Origin of the sequence: Streptomyces sp. NPDC093094 (assembly GCF_044754345.1) — a bacterium.
Taxonomy (GTDB): Bacteria; Actinomycetota; Actinomycetes; order Streptomycetales; family Streptomycetaceae; genus Streptomyces.
The window spans coordinates 36,405-60,119 of the sequence record NZ_JBIVOX010000023.1 but is presented as its reverse complement, the minus strand read 5'-3'; the positions used below and the strand labels follow the sequence as shown (position 1 = coordinate 60,119).

Genomic DNA, 23,715 nt, shown 5'->3' with positions numbered 1-23,715 from the left:
GTCGGTGGTCGCGCACTCCTTTTGCGGGGCGGTGTCCGGGGCCCGTCAGCCGCGCGCCCGGCCGGCGGGCTCGCGGGGGACGGCGCCGACCGGGGCGGGGTCGACGCGGACCAGGTCCCGGACGGCCCGTACGGACAGCAGCGCGGCCGCCACCACGACGCTCACCCCGCTGCTGACGAGCAGCACGCGGTGGGCGCCGAGGGCGGACGCGGCGGGCCCTGCGAGGGCCTGTCCGACCGGCATCATCGCCAGGGAGCCGGCGACGTCGTAGGCGTGGATCCGGTTGAGGACGTCGGGTGCGACCTGCGTCTGGACGCTGGTCGCCCACATGACGCCCCAGAACGACATACCGGCCCCGGCGACCGCGGCCCCGGCCGCCATGGCGGGCACGTCCAGTCCGAGTCCGACGGTGGCCGGGAAGGCCGGGAAGCCGGTCAGGGCGATCGCCCCGGCCCGCAGCATGCGTCTGGGGCGCAGTCTCAGGGCGACCAGTCCGCCGACGACCGTGCCGGCGCCGAGGGCGGAGTTCACCAGGCCGTAGGCGCCCGCGCCGTGCCGCTGCACGACCTCGGTGGCGACGAGCGGGACCGAGGGACCCCAGACGGCGACCATGTACAGGCACCAGACGGCGATCACGGCCCACATCCAGGTGCGGGAGCGGAACTCGTGCCAGCCCTCGGCCAGATCGGCCCGGAAGGCACCCGTACCGTGGCGCGGCGGGCCCGTCGCGGGGGCGGGCGGCGGCAGCCGGAGCAGGAGCAGGCAGAGCGCGCTGATCCCGTAGGTGGCGGCGTGCGCCGCGAAGACGCCGCCGGGCGCCGCGAGGCCGACCAGGACTCCGGCGAGGGCGGGGCCGGCGAGCTGTGCGGCGGACTCGGCGATGCGTATCGCGCCGTTGGCGCCCTGGACGTCCGCGGCGAGCCGGGGCACGGTGCTGGCGACACCGGGCTGGAAGACCGCGCCGGCCGTGCCGTTGACGACGCCGATGACGCAGATCTCCCAGAGGACCACATGGCCGGCGCAGAAAAGGACGGCGGTGAGGGCCTGGGTGACGAGCCGGACGAGGTCCGCGCCGATCATGAGCCGACGGGTGCTGAACCGGTCGGCGATCACCCCGCCGAAGACGACCAGCCCGGCGAAGGCGGCGGCGGTCGCCGCCATCGCGAGTCCCACCGCGCCCGCCCCGTACCCGTGCTGGAGCATGCCGGCCGCGAGTGCCACGGGCAGCATGGTGTCCCCGAGCCGGGCGACGGCCCGGGCGACGAAGAACAGTCCGAAGTCCCGCGACCAGTAGGACCGCGCGCCCCCGCCGACCTCCTGCGCACCCGGCGTCCCCGGGCCCGGTTCCGGCGGGCTTGGTGTCCGCGGACTTGGTGCCCCCGGGCCCGGTGTCCGTGATGAGCCCGGCGGAACCGGGCCCGGTTCCGGCGGGCCCGGTGTCCCCGGGCTTGGTGTCCCCGGGCTTGGTGTCCGTGATGAGCTCGGCGGTCCCGGCTCGGCCACCGGCGGCTCCGGCTGCTGCGACGCCCTCCCCGACATCCCGCGCATCCCCTCCCGAGCGGCCCCCGGCCGCCGGAGCCCCGGCGCCGGCCGGGGCTCCTGGTCCAGACCTGTGCCCGGGATCATGCCACGCGGCCCCGGCGGCGCCCGAGGGATTTTCCGGCGGGGGTCATCCTCCGGTGGCGAGCCCCAGCCCGGGGTGGGCGTCGAGGAGCCGGGGCGGTGCCGCCTGCCGCCAGGAGTCGGCGAGGATGTCCCGCAGCTCCGCCTCGTCCTCCAGGGCGGCGAGCCGTACTCTCACCCAGGCGAACTGCGCCTCGTGGCCGGCGATCCAGAACTTCCCGGGCTCGGCCAGGACCAGTTCGTCGCGCTCCTCCTTGGGGCAGCGCACCGCGATGGAGGTCTCGTCCTCGGGCAGGGTCGCGAACATCTTCCCGGCCACCCTGAAGGTGGGCATGTTCCAGGCGACCTTCTCCGTCGTGTCCGGCAGGGACAGGGCGACACGGCGTACGTCTTCGGCTTCCGGCATGCCCCGCACCGTAGCGCCCGCCACCGACAATCACCCTCCGGGCTCAGAGCCGCTTGTAGTAGACCGTCGTCCCGCGCAGCTCCCCCTGCGGGTCCGCCGCGTAGTCCGGGATCACGCCCACCCGGGTCCAGCCGGCGGTCCGGTAGAGGTGCTCGGCAGAGCTGCCGGTCTCCGTGTCGAGATGCAGCAGCGTGATGCCCGCCGCGGCGGCGGCCTCCTCCGCGGTGGTGAGCAGGGTGCGCCCGAGGCCCCGGCCGCGCACCCCGCGGTCGACCATCAGCTTGACGATCTCGGCGCGGTGCCTGCTGTTGGGCTTGTCCGGCAGGGCGAGGCTCACCGTGCCGACGAGCCGGCCCTCCTCGTGCGCGGCCCACACCGCGAGCTCCCCGGCGGCCACGGCTGCGGCCCGCCCGCGCCACCAGTCCAGGGCCGTGGCGGCGTCCAGCGGCGCGAGGAACCCGATCGACGCGCCGCCTTCCACGGTGTCGCTCAGCAGTCCCGCCAGTTCCTCGGCACGGGCGTGCGTCCCGGACGCGTCCAGGCGGGTCACGATCACGGCAGCACCACCGCGAGGACGTAGCGCACGGGCCGGTCTCCCCCGCACCGGAAACGCGTCGGCCCCCATACCCGCAGCCGCAGGCAGTCTCCGGCGCCGAGGGCGTGGGCGACGCCCTGCACGGTCACCTCCAGCTCCCCCTCCAGCACCCAGATGTGCTGTTCGAGACCCGGCACGGGCGGCCGGTCGTAGGCGAGGTCGGCGCCGGGGGCGAGCCTGCCCTCGATCAGCTCGCCGCGCAGACCGGCGTGCGGCGGGGACACGGAACGCCGTACGAACCCGGCGGCACGGTCCTCCCACACCGTCTGGTCGGCCGCCCGCACCACCGGGGCGGGCTCCGCCTCGACCTCGCTGAGCAACTGGGACATGGTCCGGCCGTAGACCGCGCACAGCCGGTTGAGCAGGGAGGCGGTGGGGCTGGTCTCGGCCCGTTCGGCCCGGGAGAGGGTCGAGCGGCTGATGCCGCTGCGTTCGGCCAGCTCGTCCAGGGACCAGCCGTGCTCGGCCCGCAGTGCGGACAGACGGGCGCCGAGGCGTACGTCCACGTCGGCGGTCACGACGTCAAGGTGTCTCATATCCGGGAGACTATCCCGGATATGAGACACCCGTGTTGCGCGGACCTCACTCCCGGCCGCCGGGCGCGGCGGGCGTCCGCTCCGGCGCGGGCGGCACACGCGCACCACCCGACGGGAGCGGATCGGCGGGCCGGGGCTCAGGGTCTCCGGGCAGGCGCTCGGCATGCCCGTCGTACCGACCGGCCCCGGCCGCCTCGCCCCGGCCCGGGCGGTGAGCCCGAGCGGCGGGAACAGCGCGTACGTGACGGGCCGGAACAGCGGGCCGGCCACCTCGGCCGGGGCCGGACGGATCATCGCCGTACGCGAGGCGGCCCGGACCGCGCGCCCGGCGGCCGGTCCCGCCTCCCGGCGTACGGCCCGGCGTCTACTCCCCCGCCGCCGCGCGCAGCGCGTCCAGCACGGGACGGATCAGGGGATGCTCCTCCGCGCCCCGGCGTACCGCCGCGAACACCCGCCGGGTCGGCGCCACCCCGTCCACCGGGCGTACGACCACACCCGCGAGGTCCATGCCGCGCAGCGCCGAGCGCGGGACGAGGGCCACGCCCGCGTCGGCCGAGGCGAGGGCGACGACCGCGCGGAAGTCGTCGGAGGAGTGCTCCAGACGGGGCTGGAAGCCCGCGCTCTCGCAGGCCAGCACCACCACGTCGTGACACGGGTTGCCGGGGTACGGCCCGATCCAGGGGTCCTTGGCCAGCTCCGCGAGCGGCACCTCCCCGGTGTCCGCCAGCCGGTGGCCGAGCGGGAAGACCGCGTCGAACGGCTCGGCGTACAGGGCCACATGCGTCAGCCGCGGGTCGTCCGCCGAGGGCGCCCCCCGGTACTCCACGGCGACCGCCACGTCGACCTGCCGGTCCAGCACCATCGGCAGACTGGCGTCGCCCTCCGCGTCCAGCACCCGGATGCGGATGCCGGGCACCGCCACGGCGAGAGAGGCCACCGCGGGCGCGACGACCTGCGCGATCCCGGTCGCGAAGGCGGCGACGGTGACCGTGCCCGCGGCGCCCGAGCCGTACGCCGCCAGCTCCGCCTCGGCCCGCTCCAGCTGGGCCAGCACGGCGTTGGTGTGGCCGAGCAGGATCTCACCGGCCGGGGTGAGCCGTACGCCCTTGGCGCCGCGCTCGACCAGCCGGTGCCCGGTCTCCTGCTCCAGGGCGGTGAGCTGCTGGGAGACCGCCGAGGGCGTCAGGTACAGCGCGGCGGCAGCCGCGGTCACCGTACGGTGGTCGGCCACCGCACGGAGGATGTGCAGCCGCCGCGCTTCGATCATGGCTCGATTGTCTCAAAAAGCCCGAGGGCCCCCGCCGGTTCTCCGGCCGGGCCCTCGCGGTCCTCCGCCCGTTCCTCGTCAGCCCTTCAGCTCGGCCCGCGCCGCCACGAAGGCGTCGACCGCGCGGTTCACGTCCTCCAGGGAGTGCGCGGCGGAGAGCTGCACCCGGATGCGGGCCTGGCCCTGCGGGACGACCGGGTAGGAGAAGCCGATCACGTACACACCGCGCTCCAGCAGCAGCTCGGCCATCCGGCCCGCCTCGGAGGCGTCGCCGATCATCACGGGCGCGATCGCGTGGTCGCCGGGGAGGATGTCGAAGCCCTCCTCGGTCATCCGGCGGCGGAACAGCGCGGTGTTCTCGGCGAGCCGGACCCGCAGGTCGTCGGCCGACTCCAGCAGGTCCAGGACCTTCAGGGAGGCCGCCGCGATCACCGGCGCGAGGGTGTTGGAGAACAGGTACGGGCGCGAGCGCTGGCGCAGCAGGGCGACGATCTCGGCGCGGGCGGCGACATAGCCGCCGGAGGCACCGCCGAGGGCCTTGCCGAGCGTGCCGGTGATGATGTCGACCCGGTCCATGACCCCGTGCAGCTCGGGCGTGCCGCGGCCGCCGGGGCCGACGAAGCCGACCGCGTGCGAGTCGTCGACCATGACCATGGCGTCGTAGCGGTCGGCGAGGTCGCAGACGTCCTTCAGCGGCGCCACGTAGCCGTCCATGGAGAAGACGCCGTCGGTGACGATCAGCTTGCGCCGCGCGCCCGCCGCCACGGCCTCCTTCAGCTGCGCCTCCAGGTCCGCCATGTCGCGGTTGGCGTAGCGGAAGCGGCGGGCCTTGGACAGGCGGATGCCGTCGATGATCGACGCGTGGTTGAGGGCGTCGGAGATCACCGCGTCCTCGGCTCCGAGCAGCGTCTCGAAGACACCGCCGTTGGCGTCGAAGCAGGAGGAGTAGAGGATGGTGTCCTCCTGGCCGAGGAACGCCGACAGACGCGCCTCCAGCTCCTTGTGCACCTCCTGCGTGCCGCAGATGAAGCGCACGGACGCCATGCCGTAGCCCCAGCGGTCCAGCGCCTCGTGGGCGGCGGCGACGACCTCGGGGTGGTCGGCGAGGCCGAGGTAGTTGTTGGCGCAGAAGTTGAGGACCTCGCCGGGGCGGCCGCCGGCGGTGACGTTCACGGTCGCGGACTGCGGGGTGCCGATCACCCGCTCCGGCTTGTGCAGACCCGCGGCGCGGATCTCGTCGAGGGTGGCGCGCAGGTCGTCACGCACGGAGTCGAACATCGAGGAAGCTCCTAAGGCTGTACGGGGGCTACGCGGTCCAGTCGAGGATGATCTTGCCGCCGCGGCCGCTCGCCGCGTCGGCGAACGCCGCCTCGAAGTCGCGGTAGCCGTAGCGGCCGGTGATCACGGGCGCGAGGTCGAGGCCGCGCTCCAGCAGGACGGACATCGCGTACCAGGTCTCGAACATCTCACGGCCGTAGATGCCCTTGATCGTGATCATGGAGGTGACGATCCGGGCCCAGTCGACCGGGAACTCCTGGGCGGGCAGGCCGAGCATGGCGATCTTGCCGCCGTGGGTCATGTTGGCGATCATGTCGCGCATCGCGACGGGGTTGCCGGACATCTCCAGGCCGACGTCGAAGCCCTCGCGCAGACCGAGCTCGCGCTGTCCGTCGGCGATGGAGGTCCGGGAGACGTCGAGCGCCAGGCTCACGCCGATCTTCCGGGCGAGCTCCAGACGCTCCTCGCTCACATCGGTGACCACCACGTTGCGGGCGCCCGCGTGCCGGGCCACCGCGGCCGCCATCAGGCCGATCGGGCCGGCTCCGGTGATCAGGACGTCCTCGCCCACCAGCGGGAAGGACAGCGCGGTGTGCACGGCGTTGCCGAACGGGTCGAAGATCGCGGCGATGTCGAGGTCGACGGCCACCCGGTGCACCCAGACGTTGGACGCGGGCAGGGCGACGTACTCGGCGAAGGCGCCGTCGCGGCCGACGCCGAGGCCGACGGTGGCCCGGCACAGATGCCGGCGGCCGGCCAGACAGTTGCGGCACTTCCCGCACACCAGATGGCCCTCGCCGCTGACCCGGTCGCCGACGGAGATGTCGCTGACGTCCCGGCCGGTCTCGACGACCTCGCCGACGAACTCGTGTCCGACCACGAGGGGGGTGCGGATGGCCTGCTGCGCCCAGCCGTCCCAGGAGCGGATGTGCAGGTCGGTGCCGCAGATACCGGTGCGCAGCACCTTGATCAGCACGTCGCCGGGGCCGATCTGCGGCTCCGGGACGTCCGTGAGCCAGAGCCCGGGCTCCGCCTTCTCCTTGACCAGCGCCTTCACGCGAACGGCTCCCTGTGGGTGTGGTCCCGGCCGCGGGCATGCCGAACGAACCCGTGGACGGGGGCAGATGGGGAATCGAGGAGCAATCTGCCGTATCCCACGGTCCGCGTCCATCGAGGTTTTCTTAAGCGGCTTCGCAGGTTTCCTTCACGCCTTGTGGCCCGGGAGCCCCTTCCGCCTCAGATCGGCAGCCCGTCCTCCGCCTGCCGCTCCAGCCGTACGACGAGTCCGGCCGCCGCCGCCTTGATGGCGTCCAGGCCCTCCTGGCCCCAGGCCCGCGGGGCCGTGTCGGCGACGCACACCGTGCCGAGCGCCATGCCGGTGCTGTCCAGCAGGGGGGCTCCGAGGTAGGAGCGGATGCCGAGGTCGTCGACCACCGCGTTGCCCGCGAAACGGGGGAAGTCGCGGACGTCCTGGAGCGCCAGCGCTCTGCGCCGGACGACGACATGGGGGCAGAAGCCGTGGTCGCGGGGCAGGAAGCGGCCGATCTCGGCGCGTGTGCCGTCCTCCCGTACGACGGGCGCGGCCGCGGGCGCGTGCAGCCCGGCGAAGAACTGGCCGTGTTCGCCGACGAAGTTGACCATGGCGTACGTCGTCCCGCTCCGCCCGGCGAGCCGGGACGCGAAGGTGTCCAGGGCGGGCTCCGGGCGTTCCCCGAGGCCGAGGCCGTGCAGCCGCCGGGCCCGGGCGGGGGCCTCCCTGTCCTCGGGGGTGAGCAGCAGCCGGCCGGCCGGGCGGGGCGGGTCGTAGCTCATCGCCGGGCTCCCTCGCTGGGCGCGGGCGCCGCCGGCGCGTGGGCGATGAGGTACCGCACGAGGGTGAGCAGGGTCTGCACACCGGAGCTGGAGATCCGGGCGTCGCAGCACACGACCGGGATCTCCGGGTCCAGGTCGAGGGCGGCCCGCACCTCCTCGGGGTGGTAGCGGTGGGACCCGTCGAACTCGTTGACGGCCACGATGAAGGTGAGGCCGCGTTCCTCGAAGAAGTCGACGGCCGCGAAGCACTCCTCCAGCCTGCGGGTGTCCGCGATGACGACCGCGCCGAGGGCTCCCTCGGACAGCTCGTCCCACATGAACCAGAACCGCTCCTGTCCCGGTGTGCCGAACAGGTACAGCACGTGTTCCGGGTCGAGGGTGATGCGGCCGAAGTCCATGGCGACGGTCGTCTCGACCTTGTTCTCGATGCCGTCGAGGCTGTCGGTCGCGGCGCTGACCGTGGTGAGGAGCTCCTCCGTGGAGAGCGGGGCGATCTCGCTGACCGCGCCGACGAACGTCGTCTTGCCGACGCCGAAGCCGCCCGCGACCAGGATCTTGAGCGCGGTGGGGAAGGGGTCCGTGGCGCCGTCGTAGTCAGAGCTGTCGTCGTAGTCCATCGAGCACTGCCTCCAGAAGGGCCCGGTCCGTCGGATGGTGTGGGGACGCGGGGGGCTTGGTGGTGAGCGCCCCGCAGTCGACGAGGTCGGACAGCAGCACCTTGGTGACCGCCGCCGGCAGCTTGAGATGTGCGGCCACCTCGGCGACCGATATGGGCGCCCGGCACAGGTCGAGGGCCAGCGTGTGTTCCGGGCCCGGATGGCCGAGGGGGGTGGCCCCGGTGGCCATGATCTGTGACATGAGGTCGAGCGCGACGGTGGGGCGGGTGCGGCCGTTGCTGATCGTGAACGGGCGCACCAGCCGTCCCGCCGCGTCGTCGAGCCAGGGTCCGTCACCGGCCGCCGCCACGTTCAAGACCTCATCGCCGGGGGTTCGACTGCGTGCCGGCGGGGCGCGGTGACCAGGTAGGGGCGGACGCTCTTGACGAGCATGGCCATCTCGTAGCCGAGCACGGCGGCGTCCGCCTCGCGGCCGGCCACCACGGCGAGACAGGTCCCGGAGCCCGCGGTGGTCACGAACAGCAGGGTCGAGTCGAGTTCGACGACGACCTGCCGTACGTCGCCGCCGTCGCCGAACCGGGCGCCCGCGCTGCGGCCGAGGGAGTACAGGCCGGAGGCGAGGGCGGCCATGTGGTCGGCGCTGTCGGGGTCGAGGCCGTGCACGGACCTCACGAGGCCGTCGCAGGAGAGCAGGACCGCGCTGGATGTGTGCGGTACCCGCTGCACCAGGCCGCTCATCAGCCAGTCGAGGTCGGAAACATGGCCGGTCGGCGCTTCGGTCGCCATGGTGGTTGGACTCCTTGGGATATGGGGGGCCGCGGCCGGCCCGGGGGTGACGACGGCCGCGGTGGGGGTGGGGGCGGGGAGGGTCATCCGGTCGGCGTGCTCCCGTCGTGCCGGACGGCGGGCCGGGGCACGGCCGGTAGCCGCGGAGTGTGCTGGTCGGGCACGTCCGCGAGGTGGGGTGCCGTACGGGGCCCGGGTCCCGGCGCCATGACGTCGGGGGTCGTTCCGGCGTGGTACAGGGGCTGGTGACTGATGCTCACGTCCCCGTCCGGGGGTGTGCCCTCCAGGCTCTGCTGCGACTCGGCGAGGCCGATGCCGCGCTGGAAGGCGGCCATCAGGCCGGGGTCGTGGCCGACGTGCTGCTCGATGTCGGGGCGGGGTCCCGGCCGCTCGCGCAGCTGGGGCACGAGGTGTTCCTGCGCGCGGCGTCTGGGCAGCCGGGGTTTGCCCATGGTGCCGCGGACGGCTCCGTTGCGCGGGACGGGGGGCGCGGCGGCGTGCTCCTCGACGAGAGGGCGTTCGTCGGCGCGGATCCCGGGGACGGCCTCGGCCGGGTTGCGCCGCTCCCGCCGGTCGCCCCGCACGGGCAGCGGCAGGGCACCGGCCTGACCGGGAACGGGGGCGGGGGCCGGGGCCGGAACCGGAACCGGCGCGGGAACGCCGTCGGGCCACGGGTCCGCCTGCCCGGGCCGGTCCGGGGACGGGGCGGGGCCGGGGCCGGGGCGGGCGTCCTGGGGTCCGCCGTGCCTCTGGTGCGACGGGTCCTGCCGGACCTCCCGGCCGGGGACGGGCTGCGCGTCGGGCCGTGCGCCGGGCTGCTGCCCGCCGGCCGGCAGGGGGTGGGCCGGCGGTACGGGCGCGGTGCCGGGGCTCGCCGCGGCCGCCCGGTCGCCGGGGGCCGACCCGTCGGCCGCGGCCTGGCCCGGCGCCGTGCCCAACAGGGCCTGCGGGACGACGAGCACGGCCTGGACACCGCCGTAGATGTTGCTCTGGAGCCGTACGGTGATGCCGTGCCGCCTCGCCAGCTGGGAGACGACGAACAGCCCGATGCGCCCGTCGGCCAGCAGACTGGCGACGTTGACCTGGTCGGGGTCGGCGAGCAGGGCGTTCATCCGGTTCTGCTCGCCGACGGGCATGCCGAGGCCGCGGTCCTCGACCTCGACGGCGAGCCCCGAGGTGACGAGGTTGGCGCGGAGCAGCACCTGGGTGTGCGGCGCGGAGAACACCGTGGCGTTCTCGACGAGTTCGGCGAGCAGGTGGATGACGTCGGCGACGGCGTGCCCGCGCAGCTCGCCGTCGACGGGCGGCACGAGCCTGACCCGCGAGTACTGCTCGACCTCCGCGATCGCCGAGCGGAGCACCTCGGTCATGGGGACGGGGTTGCTCCACTGTCTGCGGGAGACGGCGCCCCCGAGCACGGCGAGGTTCTCGGCGTGCCGGCGGATGCGGGTGGCGAGGTGGTCGACGTGGAAGAGGCCCTTGAGCAGATCGGGGTCCTCGATCTCGTTCTCCAGCTCGTCGAGGGTCGCGATCTCGCGGTGCACCAGCGACTGGAGCCGCCGGGCGAGATTGACGAAGACCTCCAGTTTCTGCTCGCTGCCGGTCTGGCTCGACAGCTGTGCGGCCTGCACGACGGCGGTGACGGCGCCGTCGTGCGCGCGGGCCAGATCGGCGGCGAGCAGGTCGAAGTCGTCGGCGTCCTCGGGCGGTCCGGAGCTCGGCTTGCGCTGGGGCGGGGTCTCGCCCCGGCGCAACGCCTCGACCAGGGCCCGCAGATCGGCCTCGCGGCGGGCGCTGCCGCGGCGCAGGGCGCCGACCCGCTCGTGCACGGAGCGGGCGGCCCGGTCGGCGGCGACGGCGGCGATGCCGATGCCCGCGAGCGTGACGCCCACCGCTGCGGCGAGCACGGCCCACAGGGTGAGGCCGGTGCGCGCGCCGGTGGAGCGGACGGTGAACAGGACGGCGGCGCTGGCGCCGAGGGCGACCGCGGTGGGGGGAAGGACGGCCAGCCTCAGCAGCTGGGGCCGTATGTGGGCTTCGTGCAGGGCCGGGGCGGTACGGGCGACCGGGCGACCGTGCCGTCCGCCCTCACGGCGGTCTGCGCGTGCGGCCGGTGCGCGGAGGTGAGACATCGCTGTCCTCGTACTGGTCCGTGTGCTGGTGCGCCGAAGAGCCGTGGTGATCGGCCCTGCGTCGCCCGACGGACACTCACAGTAGTCGCGAACGTCTGGTGCTCGGTGGGCAGTTGGCAAACTCCTCCACGAACCGTCCCGCTCTGGTATGAGCCTTCGTACGACTGGCCGATAACCCCTTCGTCACCTTCGCCGGAACCCGAATCCAAGCGGTCCGACCCGATCGGAAACGGTCACACTCGGTGACAGCGAGAGGGGCCGCCGGCCGGAGGGCCGGCTAGCCGTGATCCTTGTCGCGGGACCCCCGGCGGACGGACAGCGCCGTGCCGGCCACCACCAGGCCGATCGCCCCGGCCTTCGCCCCCTGACGGACCAGGAGCGCGGACCTCGGGACGGCCAGGGCCCACACCAGGAGGGCGGCACCGGCGACCAGCAGCACGACGCCGCCCACGGGACCCAGCCCCGACCACCAGTGCGTACCCTCCGGCTCGGGAACCCGAGCCGGATCGGAGCCCCGTGCCGCGCTCCGGCCGACGCTCGTCGCACCCTCCCGCGGGCCGCCGCGGCCAGCTGCCCGGCACACCGGGCCCCGCGGGGACGCCGGAGCGGAATAACCCTGCGCCGGGACGGAGTTCACACCGTCATGACCAAGGGACCCGCACCTCGCCGCCTGTCCGACGAAGCACTCTCCGGCCTGCTGGCAGGCCGGCACTTCGGCACCCTGGCCACCACCAAGCGCAGTGGCCACCCCCACCTCACGACCATGCTCTACAACTGGGACCCGCAGGCCCGGGTCGCGCGCTTCTCCACCACGGCGGACCGGGTCAAGGTCCGGCATCTGGGCCACGATCCGCGGGCGGCCCTGCACGTCCCGGGCGACGACGTGTGGTCGTTCGCGGTCGTGGAGGGCGAGGCGGAGGTCTCCGAGCCGACGGCCGAGGCCGGGGACGCGGTGGGGCGGGAACTGCTCGCGATGCTCCCGGCCGAGGCCCGGCCCGACGACGAGGACGCCTTCCTGCGGCAGCAGGTCGCCGAGCGCCGCGTCGTGATCCGCCTCAGGGCCCGGCGCCTCTACGGCACCGCGCTCGACATCGACGGCTGAGCGTCGCCCGCGGGGATCCTCCGTGCCGGACCGGGCCGGCGGGGTACGACCGTCACCGTGACCCGGACGCCCGGCCGGGCGTGCACGCGGGCCGTCGCGGCCCGGCCGGCCGGGAGGGCGGGCGAGGAGGTCGTCGCGGGCCCCGCCAGGGTGAGCCGCCAGCCTCCCGGCCGCGAGGGCACCCTGATCTCGGTGACGCCGCGCCCGGCCCGGTAGGCGAGGCGGTAGGCGCCGGTCTGCGGCGTGCGGGTCTCGGAGAGGACCGTGCCGGCGACGGCGGGGGCGTAGGGCGCGCCGGCGGCGGTCCGGACGGGCTCCCGGGGGTCCTCCCCGGCGTCCGCGCGGGCGGTGGCCGCGGTCCCGAGGAGGACCCAGCCGAGGAGCGCGGCGAACAGGCGTCGGTACACGGGCGGACCTCCGGCACGGTCGGTTCGACGGGTGCCGGAGATACCATCAGCAGAACTGACGGCCCATCAAGGGGTACGGCGTCACCGGTCGCCCGCGAGGTCCAGATCCGGCCGGGTCTCCGCGGCCGGGCCCGGTTCGGCGGACGGCTGCCAGTGGCGCCGCACCGGCGTGGACACCGCCCGCCACCAGGCGTCGGCGGGCAGCTTGCCGCCGGGCTCGAAGGGCTCACCGGGGCGGGGGAAGGCCACGGCCTGACCGGCCTCCTCGGCGGCGTCCTTGGTCCACTCCCCCGGCTCCGCCCAGGGGTGCGGGGCGAGGTTGAAGGTGGCCCAGTGGATCGGCAGCAGCACTCCGGCGGGGACGCCGCCCTGGAGGTCGAGGTGGGCGCGCAGCGCCTCGGCGGGAGTCATGTGGATGTCGGTCCAGAACTCGCTGTAGGCACCGAGCTGGATCATGGTCGCGTCGAACGGGCCGTGCTCGGCGCCTATGTCCCGGAAGCCCTCGAAGTAGCCGGTGTCGCCGCTGTGGTAGACGCGGTGCTCCTCGCCGGAGACGACCCAGGACGCCCAGAGGGTGTGCTGGGTGTTGCGCAGGCCGCGGCCGCAGAAGTGGCGGGCCGGGGTGGCGGTCAGGGTGAGGCCGCCGACGCGTGCGCTCTCGTGCCAGTCCAGCTCGCGCAGCCGGTCGGCGGAGACGCCCCAGCGCTCCAGGTGCGCGCCGACGCCGAGCGGGACGGCGAAGACGGTGTCCGTGCCCGCCAGGGCCTTGATCGTGGGCAGGTCGAGGTGGTCGTAGTGGTCGTGGGAGATCACGACGACGTCGACCGGGCCGAGCGCGGTCAGCGGCAGCGGCACGGGGTGCAGCCGTCTGGGCCCGGCGAAGGCGAACGGGGAGCAGCGCTCGCCCCAGACGGGGTCGAAGAGCACGCGCGTGCCGTCGATCTCGGCGAGGACGCCGGAGTGGCCCATCCAGGTCAGGCGCAGGCCCGTGGCGGGGGGCCGGGCGATGTCGGCGAGGGTGGTCGGGTGGACCGGGACGGTGCCGTGCGGAGCCCGGCGGACGCGGGACTCCTTGTCGAAGTAGAGCTTGGCGAAGTCGACGGGCGAGCCGGAGGGGCGGGTGCGCGAGGGGCCGCCGGGATTCTGGAAGACACCGTCCTTGAAGTGCGGTGATCTGCGGATGCGGGCCATGCGCTCACCGCTGGGGTCCGCGCCGAATGCCTCGGGCTGCAGCGCGCTGAGCCCGGCGCTCAGGTGACGGATTCCGGCCACGGTACCTCCCGGTGGAGTCGGTGAGGTCTTCCATTATGGTCCGCCCCTCCGACAACTCCGGGTCGCCTCGGTGACAGCCCGGTGACACCGGGTGCGCGCCGGTGTCACCGTGGTGCCGCGTCCGGCGCGCGGACGGCGGAGGGCGGCGCCCCGGTACTGACCGGTCATTCAGTAGCATGCCGGGCGGGCGCCGGGACCGGCCCGGCCCCGGCCCGATCACCGTGCCCCGAGGAGACCCCATGACCGCCCCCCTGCTGTCGCTCACCTGGACCGACCACGTCACCGGCCGCCGGGGCTTCCTGGTCGTGGACCGGCTGGTGCGCGGTGTCTCCAGCGGCGGACTGCGCATGCGGCCGGGCTGCACCCTGGAGGAGGTGGCCGGACTCGCCCGGGGCATGACCATGAAGGAGGCCCTGCACTACGACCCGCGGAGCCGGTACGTGCCGCTCGGCGGCGCCAAGGGCGGCATCGACTGCGACCCCAGGGACCCGGAGGCGTACGGGGTGCTCGTGCGCTACCTGCGGGCCGTGCGGCCGCACATCGAGTGCTTCTGGACCACGGGCGAGGACCTCGGGCTCACCCAGGACCTGGTGGACCGGGCCGCCGCCGAGGCGGGGCTGGTCTCCTCGATCCAGGCCGTGTATCCGCTGCTCGACGACGAGACGGCCGCCCGCGCCCGGCTCGCCGCCGCGTTCGGGGTCGAGGTGGACGGGATCGGGCTGGACGAGCTGGTCGGCGGCTGCGGGGTCGCCGAGGCCGCCCTCGCCGCCCTGGACCGGTCCGGCACGCCGTACGCCGGCACCCGGGCCGCCGTGCAGGGGTTCGGCACGATGGGCGGCGCCACCGCCCGTTTCCTCGCCCGCGCGGGCCTGACGGTCGTGGCGGTCGCCGACATCAAGGGCACGATCGCCAACCCGGACGGCCTCGACGTGGACGCGCTGCTCGCGGCGCGCGACGCCCACGGCACGGTCGACCGGGCGGCACTGCGGCCCGCCGACCTCGAACACGCCGGTGACGCCTGGCTGTCGGCGGAGGCGGAGATCCTGGTCCCGGCGGCGGTGTCGTACGCGATCGACACGGGCAACCAGGGACAGGTGCGCGCGCGCTGGATCGTCGAGGCGGCCAACATGCCCGTGACGGCGGAGGCGGAGGAACTGCTGGCGGAGCGCGGGGTGACGGTGCTGCCGGACGTGGTCGTCAACTCGGGGACGAACGCGTGGTGGTGGTGGACGCTGTTCGGCGACATCGGCGCCGACGCGGACGAGGCGTTCACGCACACACGCCGTTCGATGCGGGCGCTGGTCGAGCTGATGCTCGCGCGGGCGGAGGCCGACGGCACGACGCCCCGGGCCGCCGCGCACGCCGTCGCGGCGGAGCGGCTGCCGGTGATCGCCGAGCGCTTCGGCTGGTACCGGTGAGCCGGGGCCGCACGGTCGCCGGCCGTGCGGCCGCCCTCGAACGGGCCTTCGGCGCGGGTCCTGGGCGCTGTGTAGGGTGAGCCGCGTGGCGAGGGTGCGGTTGAGCGTGGAGGAGCGGCGCGAGGAGTTGCTGCGGGCCGCCATCGGGCAGATCGAGGCGCGGGGCGTGGCCTCGGTGCGGATCGCCGACGTGGCCTCGGCGCTGGGCGTGAGCAACGCACTCGTGCTCTATCACTTCTCCTCCAAGGAGAAGCTGGTCGCCGCCGCGTTCACCCATGCGGCCGAGGGGGACCTGGCCCACCTGCGGGGGCTGCTCGGCCGCCGGACCTCCGCGCTGCGGCGGCTGCGGGGTGCGGTGCGCTGGTACGCGCCGACCGGCCAGGCCAAGGGCTGGCGGCTGTGGATCGAGGGCTGGGCGGTGTCCCTGCGCGAGCCCGCCCTGCGGGACGTCGCCCGCGACCTCGACCGCCGGTGGAAGGCCGCGCTGACGGAGGTCATCGCCGAGGGCGTCGCCGCCGGGGAGTTCCGCTGCCCCGACCCGGCGGGCGCCGCCCTGCGTCTGACCGCGCTGCTCGACGGCCTCGCCGTCCAGCTGACCTCCTACCCGGGCGCGGTGTCCCGGGCCCGGGCGACGGAGTGGGTGGACGAGGCGCTGGCCCGCGAACTGGGGCTGACGCCGGAGGCGTTGACGGGGCGGCGCTGAGGGAGGGCCTGCGGACCCGCGCGGCCGCGCGCCGGCCCCGTCAGGCCACCGCCTCGATGCGGAGCTTGATGTCGTCCGGGCTCAGTGCGCCCTTGGCGGTGACATGGTCGCCGGAGGACTCGCCGCGCAGCCGGCGGCCGATCCAGGGGACGAGGTACTCGCGGGCCCAGTGGACGTCGTCGCGGCGGACGTCGAGCGTGCCGCGGGGCGGCAGCGGCGGCCAGGGCTGCTCGGGATCGGCCGGCACGTCCACGCCGAGGGCCTGCCCGGCACGCAGCGCCACGCGCGTGTGGCCCTCGGGTCCGAGGTGGAGCCGGTCGCCGTCCCAGGCGCGGCGGTCCTGGACGGACCTCAGGGACCACAGGTCGAGCACCGGGCAGCCGTAGCGGTCGGCGACCGCCCGCACATGTCCGTTGTACGTGGCGATCTTGCCGCGCAGATGCTTCAGCACCGGCACGCCGCGGGTGTCGAAGCCGGTCGCCACCAGGACGGTGCCGGCCGCCTCGGTCAGCGCGGCGATCGCCTGCTCGAAGCGCTCGGCGACGTCGTCGGGGTCGGTGCCGGGCCGGATGATGTCGTTGCCGCCCGCGCAGATGCTGACGAGGTCCGGGGCGAGTTCGAGAGCCCGCGGCACCTGGTCCGCCACGATCTGGTCGAGCAGCTTCCCGCGCACGGCGAGGTTGGTGTACTCGAAGTCGCCCTCGGGTCGCCGGTCCGCGAGCAGCACGGCGAACCGGTCGGCCCAGCCGACGAACCTCCCGTCGGGACCGGGGTCGCCGACGCCCTCGGTGAAGCTGTCCCCCACCGCCACGTACGACCCGATCACTGATCTGCTGTCATTCTTCGAATCGTCTGCCACATCGGCCCATGATTCCCTTTCGAATGTGACCTACGCGACCGTAGGCAGGGGTTGACGGGCGGTGAGATAAGACACTCCTAAAGTCTCGGCAAGCGTGGAATAACCCTCCGTCCGGACCTGTTGCCGGTGCGGAACGGGAACGGGGAACTCCGGACACACCGAAGGCCGGACCCCGGGGACGGGGTCCGGCCTTCGGCCGCGGATGACGGACGTCAGGTGCCGACGCCGCGGACGACGGACGTCAGATGGCGACGCCGTGCGAGCGGAGGTAGGAGATCGGGTCCACGTCCGAGCCGTAGTCCGGGGTGGTGCGGATCTCGAAGTGCAGGTGCGGGCCGGTCACGTTGCCGGTCGCGCCGGAGAGGCCGACCTGCTGTCCCGCGGTCACCGACTGGCCGGTGGAGACGGACAGCGAGGACAGGTGGGCGTACTGGGCGTAGTGGCCGTCGGCCAGCTTGATGACGACCTGGTTGCCGTACGCGCCGCCCCAGCCCGCGGAGACGACGGTGCCCGCGCCGACGGCCTTGAGCGAGGTGCCGGTCGGGACGACGAAGTCGGCGCCCGTGTGGTAGCCGCTGGACCACATGCTGCCCGCCACGCGGTAGGCGGTGCCGACTCCGGCGCCGGAGACGGGGGCGCTGTAGCCGCTCGCCGCGGTGGTGTCCGCCTGGGTGGCGGCGGACGAGCCGGAGGAGGAGGGGGCGGAGGAAGAGGCCGAGGACTCGGAGGCCGAGGACTTCGACGCCTCGGCGGACTTCGACGCCTCGGCGGACTGCGAGGACGAGGAGGAGCCGGAGGAGCGCGTGGCCGGCTTCGCCGCGTCGGAGGACTTCCAGGACTGCGCCGCCGCGGCCTTCTTGCCGAGGGTGAGCTTCAGACCCGGGTGGATCATCGAGGGGTCGGAGCCGACGGCCTCACGGTTGTCCTGGTACAGCTTCTGCCAGCCGCCGCGGACGTTCTGCTCGTCGGCGATCTTCGAGAGGTAGTCGCCGTGCTTCACGGCATAGACGCGCGGGGCGGTCGACTTCTTCTCGGCGGCCCCGGTGGCCGCGGAGGTCTTCTGGACCGTGGCGGCCGACCGGACGGCGGCGTCCGGGGCGGACTGTCCGGTCGCGGCGTTCGCGCCGGTGGCCGCCAGCAGCGGCAGGGCGAGCGCGGCGCCACCGGTACCGGCGACGGCGATGGAACGGGTCAGGCGCTGGGCCTTGGGACGGCGGTGCTTACCCTTCGCGGGCATGGCGAATTCCTCTCCGGCGCCTGCGAGGTGAGCTGTCGGGTGCGGACTGGAGATGTCCGGCCGCGCCGAGACGCGGCTTAACCCCGAGCCGTTCCGGAGACCGGAACAGGCAGTCGTACCTGTGGGTCCCCCGCTCCTGCCGTGGACGGGTGGGTTTGTGCGGGCTCCGGTCGGCGGCAGGATTGGGCGTCCGTCCGGATCGGTGGCGAACGTAAGCGAGCAAGGCGCAAAGGGACAAGCAAGAGGTTCCGCCCGAAGCCCTTCTTCTTGATCCGTAAAGGAAATTCCCGGTCACCCTCCGTGCACGACGGCTCCGCCGGATTCCTCAAACTCCCTTGAGAAGGCCCTTGATTACGTGGACATGACCGACGACGCACGGTCACGGTTATGACGCTCCTCACGTGACACCTCTCCAGGTTCCTTTATTCCAGAGCGAGTTGGAATGAAGGAGTCAATACGGACAGAAGGTGCAGAAGTGGCGCGCGTCGGGAAATCCCCCGCGCTCACACGGGGGCGCGGCGCGGAACCATACGGACATAAGGTCCGTTTTGATCCAGTCTGTGGGCGTGTGCGGACGGGACGCGGACAACCCGTTGCCTCAGGAAGCCATGTCGTATGGTCATCGAAGCGCCCGCCGGACGAGCCGCGCCGGCGGGGCCGACCGGAGGGAGCCACCGTGACGCAGCAGGTCCCGTCGACCGAGCCCGAGCTGGCCGGAGTGCGCAATTTCCGTGACGTGGGAGGACTGCCGACGGTCGACGGGCGCCGGGTGCGCCGGGGCGTGCTCTTCCGCAGCGGACATCTGGCGCACGCGACCGCCGAGGACGCGGTGTTCCTCTCCTCCCTGGGCCTGCACACGATCTTCGACTTCCGCAACGCGGCGGACCAGAAGCTGGAGGGCCCGGACGTGACGCTGCCGGGCGTGCGCAACGTCAACCTTCCGCTGAGCGACCCGGCGGACGGGGCCGAGTTCTGGAAGATGGTGCGCGACGGCGACCTGGAGCTGCTGCGCTCGATCCTCGCGGACGGCAAGGCGGCCGGCCGGATGATCGCCTCGTACCGCATGATCGTCAGAGAGCGCACCGCCGAGCACGCGCGCGTACTGCACGCCCTCGCCGAGGACAGCGTCCCCGCGCTCATGCACTGCGCGGCCGGCAAGGACCGGGCCGGCCTGTCGATCGCCGTGACGCTGCTCGCCCTGGGCGTCGAGCGCGAGGCGATCCTCGCCGACTACCTGGAGTCGAACGCCAAGCACCGCCGCTACAAGGTGCGCCGCAACGGCGACGCCGCCTCCGCGTACTCGCCCGAGGTCATGGAGCTGCTCAGCCCTCTGTTCGAGGCCCGCGCCGAGTACCTGACGGCGGCGCTGGAGACGGTCGAGGAGACCTGGGGCGGAGTCGAGGGCTACCTGGAGCGGGGGCTGGGTGTGACGCCCGGGATCCGCGAGCGCCTGCGGGACCGGCTGCTCGACTGACGCCCGGCCGCCGCCCTACTCGGCGCCCACCGCGAACAGCAGATAGAGGAAGCCGGCGAAGACGTGCCCGGCCGCGATGTAGATCAGCAGTCGGACCCAGAGGGTGCGGGGAAACTTCTGTTCGATGTCGCTCATGGCATGTCTCCCGTCGTGGGCCCGAGGCACAGCGCGGCCGCGGGACTCTGCAGCAGGGTGTGGACGAAGAGGAGGTCGACGCCGGCCTCGTCCTCGGCGGCGATGCGGTGCGGGGTCAGCGAGTCGAAGTGCGCGCTGTCCCCGGGACCGAGGTGATGCGTGGTGTCGCCGAGGCGCAGCCGCAGCCGCCCCGTCAGGACGTGCAGCCACTCCTCGCCGGGGTGCACCCGCACGATGTCGCCCTGGGAGCCGTGCGGCACACGCACCCGCAGGGCCTGCATCCCGCGCCCGGACGAGCCCGCCTGCCAGTAGGTCCAGCCGCCGGCCCGGGTCGGCTCCATGTCCGCGGCGCGCACCACGGCGTCCCGGTCGGCGGCCCGCTCACCGAGGAGCTCGGAGACGGTCGTACCGTAGATGCGCGCGAGCGCGAGCAGCATCGGCAGCGACGCCTGGCGCTGCCCGGTCTCCAGCCGGGACAGGTGCGCGGGCGAGAGCCCGGCGGACCGCGCCGCGGCCTCCAGCGTGAGGGAGGCCCGCCGGCGCAGGGCGCGCAGCTGGGGCGCCAGGGCGGGCAGGTCGGCGACCGGCTCCTGCGGCGGCCCGGTCTCGGGAGGGTTCATGCCCTCCATTCAGCCGCACACTTGCCTGTGAGGCAAATTTCTTGCCCCACAGGCAAAAACCTCTCGCGGGTGCCTTCGGCGAAGGGCCCGCGCGGGCGGAGGCCCTCGCCTCAGCGGTTGGCCACCGCCTGCTTCACCAGCGTCCTGCCGAAGTCCCACATCAGCCCGCCCCCGCTGTGGGCGTCGTCCATGACCTCGGTGAAGGCGCCGACGAACCGGTCGACCTCCTTCTCCCCGACGATCAGCGGCGGGATCAGCTTGATCACCTCCAGATGGTCCCCGGAGACCTGGGTGAGGATCCGGTGCCGCTGGAGCAGGGGCACGACCACCATCTGGGCGAACAGTCCCTTGCGGGCGGCCTGGAGCATCGTCCAGCGGCTGCGCAGCTTCAGCGACTTCGGCCGGCCGAACTCGATGCCGACCATCAGCCCCCGGCCGCGCACGTCGGCGAGCAGTTCGTAACGGCCGACCAGCGCGGCCAGCCGCGACCTCAGCAGTTCCCCGGTCGCCCGGGCGTTCGCGACGGTCTGCTCGTTCTCCATGACGGACAGCACGGCCAGCCCCGCCGCCATCGCCTGGGCGTTGGAGCCGAAGCTCGCCGAGTGGACGAGGACGCGGTCCATGGACGAGTAGACCTTCTTGAAGATCCAGTCCTTGCCGAGGGTCGCGCCGACCGGCACATAGCCGCCGGACAGGGCCTTGGCCACACACACCAGGTCCGGTTCGACACCGTCCTCGTGCTGGTAGGCGTAGAAGTCGCCGGTCCGGCCGAGGCCGGTCTGCACCTCGTCGGCGATGAGCAGCGCCTTGTGCCGGTGCAGCAGTTCCTGCGCGGCCCGCAGATAGCCGGGCGGGGCCTCGTGGACGCCCTTGCCCTGGATCGGCTCGACGATGAGGGCGGCGACGTCCCCCTTCTTCAGCTCCCTCGCCAGCGCGTCGAGATCGCCGAGCGGTACGGCGGTGTCGGGCAGCAGCGGGGCGAAGCCGTCGCGGAAGCCGTCCTCGCCGTTGACGGACAGGGAGCCGGTGGTCAGGCCGTGGAAGGCGTGGTCGCAGTAGAGGATCCTCGGTCTGCCGGTGGCACGGCGGGCGAACTTCAGCGCGGTCTCCACCGCCTCGGTGCCGCTGTTGCCGAAGAACGCCCGGTCCAGGTGCGGGCTGTGGGCGAGCAGCTTCTCGGCGAGCAGTCCGGGCAGCGGCTGGCAGTCGAAGCGGGTGAGGTCGGCGAGGGAGGCGTCGAGGACGTCGTGCAGCGCCCGGCGGACGACCGGATGGTGGCGGCCGAGCCCCATCACCCCGAACCCGGCGAGCATGTCCAGGTAGTCCTGGCCCTCCGCGTCCCAGAAGTAGGCGCCCTCGGCCCGCTCGTACACCTTGTCGAAGCCGATGGTGTGCAGCATGCGCGGGAGCTGGTGGTTGAGGTACTTGGTGTGCAGTTCGTAGCGTTCGGCGGACCGCTCGGCGAGCAGTCTGCCGAGGTCGAACTGTCCTGTCCCGGCCTCGGGTCCGGCGGTGGTCATGCGGGTTTCTCCTCGGACGGCTCCGCCATGACGGCCAGGCTCGCGCCGATCCGCCCGGCGATCTCGACGGGTGTGAGCCCGATGTCGGCGAGCACCTCGCCGCGCTTGGCGTGCGCGAGGAACTGCCCGGGAATGCCGAACCGCCGCACGGGCACGTCGACATCGGCGTCGCCCAGGGCCAGCGCCACGGCCGAGCCCACCCCCGCGGCGCGGCTGTTGTCCTCCACGACGGCCACCAGCCGGTGCCCGGCGGCCAGACCGGGCAGGGCGGGGTCGACGGGCTTGACCCAGCGCGGGTCGACGACCGTGCAGCCGATGCCGCGCGCCCGCAGCAGCTCGGCGGCCTGGAGACAGACCGGGGCCATGACACCGACGGCGACCAGGAGCACATCGGGCCGCTCGTCGCGGTGCAGGACGTCCAGGCCGCCCACCCGGTCGACGGCGGGGATCCGCGGGCCCGCCGACTCCTTCGGGAAACGGATCAGGGTCGGCGCGTCGTCCACGGCGACGGCCTCCCGCAGCTGGGCCCGCAGCTGGTCGGCGTCGCGCGGGGCGGCGATCCTCAGGCCCGGCACGACCTGGAGGACGGACATGTCCCACATGCCGTTGTGGGAGGCGCCGTCGACGCCGGTGACACCGGCCCGGTCCAGGACGAAGGTGACTCCGCAGCGGTGCAGGGCCACGTCCATCAGGAGCTGGTCGAAGGCACGGTTGAGGAAGGTGGCGTAGACGGCGACGACCGGGTGCAGTCCGCCGGTGGCGAGGCCGGCCGCGGAGACCGCCGCGTGCTGCTCGGCGATGCCGACGTCCCAGACCCGGTCCGGGAAGCGTTCGGCGAACCGGCCGAGTCCGACCGGGTGCAGCATGGCGGCGGTGATGGCGACGACGTCCTCGCGCTCCTCGCCGATCTTCACGATCTCCTCGCCGAACACCGAGGTCCAGGACGGTCCGTCCGACGGGGTGAGGGGCTCGCAGGTGAGCGGGTCCATCACGCCGACGGTGTGGAAGTGGTCCTCCTCGTGCGCCAGCGCGGGTTCGTAGCCGCGGCCCTTGACCGTCAGACAGTGCACGAGCACCGGCCCGTGGAAGCGCCTGGCGCGGCGCAGCGCGGACTCCACGGCCCCGATGTCGTGCCCGTCGATGGGCCCGACGTACTTCAGGCCCAGGTCCTCGAACATGCCCTGGGGCGCGAAGGCGTCCTTGAAGCCCTTCTTGGCGCCGTGCAGGGCCTCGTAGAGGGGGTGGCCGATCACCGGGGTGCGCAGCAGGACGTCCTTGCCCCAGGCGAGGACCCTCTCGTAGCCGTCGGTGGTGCGCAGGGTGGCCAGATGGTTGGCGAGGCCGCCGATGGTGGGGGCGTAGGAGCGTTCGTTGTCGTTGACGACGATGATCAGCGGCCGGTCCTTGGCGGCCGCGATGTTGTTCAGCGCCTCCCAGGCCATGCCGCCGGTCAGGGCTCCGTCTCCGACGACCGCGACGACATGGCCCTTGCCGCCCTGCACCTGGCGTGCCTTGGCGAGGCCGTCGGCCCAGCCGAGGGCGGTGGAGGCGTGGCTGTTCTCGATGACGTCGTGCTCGGACTCCTCGCGGGAGGGGTAGCCCGACAGGCCGCCCTTGCCGCGCAGCTTGGAGAAGTCCTGCCGCCCGGTCAGCAGCTTGTGCACATAGCTCTGGTGTCCGGTGTCCCACAGGATGCGGTCGGCCGGCGACTCGAAGACCCGGTGCAGGGCGACGGTCAGTTCCACCACGCCCAGGTTGGGGCCGAGATGGCCGCCGGTCCTGGCGACCGCGTGCACCAGGAACTCCCTGATCTCTTCGGACAGTTCGCGAAGCTGCGCCTCGGACAGCGCCTTCAGGTCGCGTGGTTGCCGGATGTTCTCCAGAATCGTCACGCTCGGGCCCCCTTCGGTCCGTGC

Annotated in this window: 25 protein-coding genes and 1 riboswitch; of the genes, 4 read left to right on the top strand and 21 right to left on the bottom strand. The window is 73.6% G+C overall.

Going from position 1 to position 23,715, the window contains the following annotated elements:
* Positions 1–45: 45 nt before the first annotated feature.
* The 13 genes from ACIQGV_RS34150 to ACIQGV_RS34090 form a co-directional block, all read right to left on the bottom strand.
* The gene (locus ACIQGV_RS34150; RefSeq protein ID WP_402501945.1) at positions 46–1,272 is read right to left on the bottom strand and encodes an MFS transporter; all 1,227 of its coding nucleotides are present in this window, start codon (positions 1,270–1,272) and stop codon (positions 46–48) included.
* Between the two features lie 397 nt (positions 1,273–1,669).
* Entirely contained in the window at positions 1,670–2,029 is a 360-nt protein-coding gene (locus tag ACIQGV_RS34145; protein ID WP_402501820.1) for an MmcQ/YjbR family DNA-binding protein, read from the bottom strand.
* Between the two features lie 43 nt (positions 2,030–2,072).
* Positions 2,073–2,585 (bottom strand): GNAT family N-acetyltransferase, encoded by a 513-nt coding sequence (locus ACIQGV_RS34140; protein WP_402501818.1) that lies wholly within the window; start codon positions 2,583–2,585, stop codon positions 2,073–2,075.
* Positions 2,582–3,160, bottom strand: a complete 579-nt coding sequence (locus ACIQGV_RS34135; RefSeq protein WP_402501816.1) for a helix-turn-helix domain-containing protein — start codon at positions 3,158–3,160, stop codon at positions 2,582–2,584. Before ACIQGV_RS34135 ends, ACIQGV_RS34140 begins: the two co-directional genes overlap by 4 nt.
* Before the next feature lie 364 nt (positions 3,161–3,524).
* A complete protein-coding gene (locus ACIQGV_RS34130; protein ID WP_402501815.1) occupies positions 3,525–4,427 on the bottom strand; it encodes a LysR family transcriptional regulator in 903 nt (300 codons plus the stop codon).
* 78 nt (positions 4,428–4,505) lie between these two features.
* Positions 4,506–5,705: a glycine C-acetyltransferase gene (locus tag ACIQGV_RS34125; RefSeq protein WP_402501813.1), complete on the bottom strand. Its 1,200-nt coding sequence runs from the start codon at positions 5,703–5,705 to the stop codon at positions 4,506–4,508.
* Between the two features lie 28 nt (positions 5,706–5,733).
* Complete coding sequence (tdh, locus tag ACIQGV_RS34120; protein WP_402501811.1) at positions 5,734–6,762, bottom strand: L-threonine 3-dehydrogenase; 1,029 nt, start codon at positions 6,760–6,762, stop codon at positions 5,734–5,736.
* A 179-nt stretch (positions 6,763–6,941) separates the two neighbouring features.
* The gene (locus tag ACIQGV_RS34115) at positions 6,942–7,517 is read right to left on the bottom strand and encodes a GAF domain-containing protein (protein WP_402501809.1); all 576 of its coding nucleotides are present in this window, start codon (positions 7,515–7,517) and stop codon (positions 6,942–6,944) included.
* The gene (locus ACIQGV_RS34110) at positions 7,514–8,134 is read right to left on the bottom strand and encodes a GTP-binding protein (RefSeq protein WP_402501807.1); all 621 of its coding nucleotides are present in this window, start codon (positions 8,132–8,134) and stop codon (positions 7,514–7,516) included. Before ACIQGV_RS34110 ends, ACIQGV_RS34115 begins: the two co-directional genes overlap by 4 nt.
* Positions 8,112–8,483, bottom strand: coding sequence for a DUF742 domain-containing protein (locus tag ACIQGV_RS34105; protein ID WP_402501941.1), 372 nt, complete (start codon positions 8,481–8,483; stop codon positions 8,112–8,114). Before ACIQGV_RS34105 ends, ACIQGV_RS34110 begins: the two co-directional genes overlap by 23 nt.
* A gap of 2 nt (positions 8,484–8,485) precedes the next feature.
* Positions 8,486–8,920: a roadblock/LC7 domain-containing protein gene (locus ACIQGV_RS34100; protein WP_402501804.1), complete on the bottom strand. Its 435-nt coding sequence runs from the start codon at positions 8,918–8,920 to the stop codon at positions 8,486–8,488.
* An 83-nt stretch (positions 8,921–9,003) separates the two neighbouring features.
* Complete coding sequence (locus ACIQGV_RS34095; protein ID WP_402501801.1) at positions 9,004–11,052, bottom strand: ATP-binding protein; 2,049 nt, start codon at positions 11,050–11,052, stop codon at positions 9,004–9,006.
* Positions 11,053–11,329: 277 nt separating this feature from the next.
* Positions 11,330–11,503 (bottom strand): hypothetical protein, encoded by a 174-nt coding sequence (locus tag ACIQGV_RS34090; RefSeq protein WP_402501799.1) that lies wholly within the window; start codon positions 11,501–11,503, stop codon positions 11,330–11,332.
* 192 nt (positions 11,504–11,695) lie between these two features.
* On the opposite strand from ACIQGV_RS34090, the gene ACIQGV_RS34085 reads away from it, so the two are divergent.
* A complete protein-coding gene (locus ACIQGV_RS34085; protein WP_402501797.1) occupies positions 11,696–12,154 on the top strand; it encodes a PPOX class F420-dependent oxidoreductase in 459 nt (152 codons plus the stop codon).
* Here the strand turns inward: ACIQGV_RS34085 and ACIQGV_RS34080 are convergent.
* Positions 12,124–12,561, bottom strand: coding sequence for a hypothetical protein (locus tag ACIQGV_RS34080; RefSeq protein WP_402501795.1), 438 nt, complete (start codon positions 12,559–12,561; stop codon positions 12,124–12,126). The genes ACIQGV_RS34085 and ACIQGV_RS34080 overlap by 31 nt on opposite strands.
* A gap of 81 nt (positions 12,562–12,642) precedes the next feature.
* Positions 12,643–13,833 (bottom strand): MBL fold metallo-hydrolase, encoded by a 1,191-nt coding sequence (locus ACIQGV_RS34075; RefSeq protein WP_402501792.1) that lies wholly within the window; start codon positions 13,831–13,833, stop codon positions 12,643–12,645.
* A gap of 239 nt (positions 13,834–14,072) precedes the next feature.
* Here ACIQGV_RS34075 and ACIQGV_RS34070 point away from each other — a divergent pair, with 239 nt between their 5' ends.
* Both ACIQGV_RS34070 and ACIQGV_RS34065 read left to right on the top strand, forming a co-directional pair.
* Entirely contained in the window at positions 14,073–15,251 is a 1,179-nt protein-coding gene (locus tag ACIQGV_RS34070) for a Glu/Leu/Phe/Val dehydrogenase dimerization domain-containing protein (RefSeq protein WP_402501789.1), read from the top strand.
* Between the two features lie 85 nt (positions 15,252–15,336).
* Positions 15,337–15,954, top strand: coding sequence for a TetR/AcrR family transcriptional regulator (locus ACIQGV_RS34065; RefSeq protein WP_402501786.1), 618 nt, complete (start codon positions 15,337–15,339; stop codon positions 15,952–15,954).
* A 40-nt stretch (positions 15,955–15,994) separates the two neighbouring features.
* Here the strand turns inward: ACIQGV_RS34065 and ACIQGV_RS34060 are convergent, their stop codons facing one another.
* On the bottom strand, positions 15,995–16,780 hold the full coding sequence (locus ACIQGV_RS34060; protein WP_402501938.1) for an SGNH/GDSL hydrolase family protein: 786 nt from the start codon (positions 16,778–16,780) through the stop codon (positions 15,995–15,997).
* A 274-nt stretch (positions 16,781–17,054) separates the two neighbouring features.
* On the bottom strand, positions 17,055–18,050 hold the full coding sequence (locus ACIQGV_RS34055) for a M23 family metallopeptidase (protein ID WP_402501784.1): 996 nt from the start codon (positions 18,048–18,050) through the stop codon (positions 17,055–17,057).
* A 4-nt stretch (positions 18,051–18,054) separates the two neighbouring features.
* Positions 18,055–18,212: riboswitch (cyclic di-AMP (ydaO/yuaA leader) on the bottom strand.
* Positions 18,213–18,726: 514 nt separating this feature from the next.
* Here ACIQGV_RS34055 and ACIQGV_RS34050 point away from each other — a divergent pair.
* Positions 18,727–19,524, top strand: a complete 798-nt coding sequence (locus ACIQGV_RS34050) for a tyrosine-protein phosphatase (RefSeq protein WP_402501782.1) — start codon at positions 18,727–18,729, stop codon at positions 19,522–19,524.
* A 15-nt stretch (positions 19,525–19,539) separates the two neighbouring features.
* Here ACIQGV_RS34050 and ACIQGV_RS34045 read toward each other — a convergent pair whose 3' ends face one another.
* The 4 genes from ACIQGV_RS34045 to dxs form a co-directional block, all read right to left on the bottom strand.
* Positions 19,540–19,659, bottom strand: coding sequence for a DUF6126 family protein (locus ACIQGV_RS34045; protein WP_402501780.1), 120 nt, complete (start codon positions 19,657–19,659; stop codon positions 19,540–19,542).
* Entirely contained in the window at positions 19,656–20,279 is a 624-nt protein-coding gene (locus tag ACIQGV_RS34040; protein WP_402501777.1) for a helix-turn-helix domain-containing protein, read from the bottom strand. Before ACIQGV_RS34040 ends, ACIQGV_RS34045 begins: the two co-directional genes overlap by 4 nt.
* A 110-nt stretch (positions 20,280–20,389) precedes the next feature.
* Positions 20,390–21,799 (bottom strand): aspartate aminotransferase family protein, encoded by a 1,410-nt coding sequence (locus ACIQGV_RS34035; RefSeq protein WP_402501775.1) that lies wholly within the window; start codon positions 21,797–21,799, stop codon positions 20,390–20,392.
* Positions 21,796–23,691 (bottom strand): 1-deoxy-D-xylulose-5-phosphate synthase, encoded by a 1,896-nt coding sequence (dxs, locus tag ACIQGV_RS34030; RefSeq protein WP_402501773.1) that lies wholly within the window; start codon positions 23,689–23,691, stop codon positions 21,796–21,798. The genes ACIQGV_RS34035 and dxs overlap by 4 nt, the downstream gene beginning before the upstream one ends.
* Between the last annotated feature and the right edge of the window lie 24 nt (positions 23,692–23,715).

Bases quoted from the DNA above. Each gene is read 5' to 3' on its own strand.
- ACIQGV_RS34145 (WP_402501820.1), bottom strand. From the start codon at position 2,029: ATGCCGGAAGCCGAAGACGTACGCCGTGTCGCCCTGTCCCTGCCGGAC.
- ACIQGV_RS34135 (WP_402501816.1), bottom strand. From the start codon at position 3,160: ATGAGACACCTTGACGTCGTGACCGCCGACGTGGACGTACGCCTCGGC.
- ACIQGV_RS34130 (WP_402501815.1), bottom strand. From the start codon at position 4,427: ATGATCGAAGCGCGGCGGCTGCACATCCTCCGTGCGGTGGCCGACCAC.
- ACIQGV_RS34125 (WP_402501813.1), bottom strand. From the start codon at position 5,705: ATGTTCGACTCCGTGCGTGACGACCTGCGCGCCACCCTCGACGAGATC.
- ACIQGV_RS34115 (WP_402501809.1), bottom strand. From the start codon at position 7,517: ATGAGCTACGACCCGCCCCGCCCGGCCGGCCGGCTGCTGCTCACCCCC.
- ACIQGV_RS34110 (WP_402501807.1), bottom strand. From the start codon at position 8,134: ATGGACTACGACGACAGCTCTGACTACGACGGCGCCACGGACCCCTTC.
- ACIQGV_RS34100 (WP_402501804.1), bottom strand. From the start codon at position 8,920: ATGGCGACCGAAGCGCCGACCGGCCATGTTTCCGACCTCGACTGGCTG.
- ACIQGV_RS34095 (WP_402501801.1), bottom strand. From the start codon at position 11,052: ATGTCTCACCTCCGCGCACCGGCCGCACGCGCAGACCGCCGTGAGGGC.
- ACIQGV_RS34085 (WP_402501797.1), top strand. From the start codon at position 11,696: ATGACCAAGGGACCCGCACCTCGCCGCCTGTCCGACGAAGCACTCTCC.
- ACIQGV_RS34070 (WP_402501789.1), top strand. From the start codon at position 14,073: ATGACCGCCCCCCTGCTGTCGCTCACCTGGACCGACCACGTCACCGGC.
- ACIQGV_RS34055 (WP_402501784.1), bottom strand. From the start codon at position 18,050: ATGCCCGCGAAGGGTAAGCACCGCCGTCCCAAGGCCCAGCGCCTGACC.
- ACIQGV_RS34045 (WP_402501780.1), bottom strand. From the start codon at position 19,659: ATGAGCGACATCGAACAGAAGTTTCCCCGCACCCTCTGGGTCCGACTG.
- ACIQGV_RS34040 (WP_402501777.1), bottom strand. From the start codon at position 20,279: ATGAACCCTCCCGAGACCGGGCCGCCGCAGGAGCCGGTCGCCGACCTG.
- ACIQGV_RS34035 (WP_402501775.1), bottom strand. From the start codon at position 21,799: ATGACCACCGCCGGACCCGAGGCCGGGACAGGACAGTTCGACCTCGGC.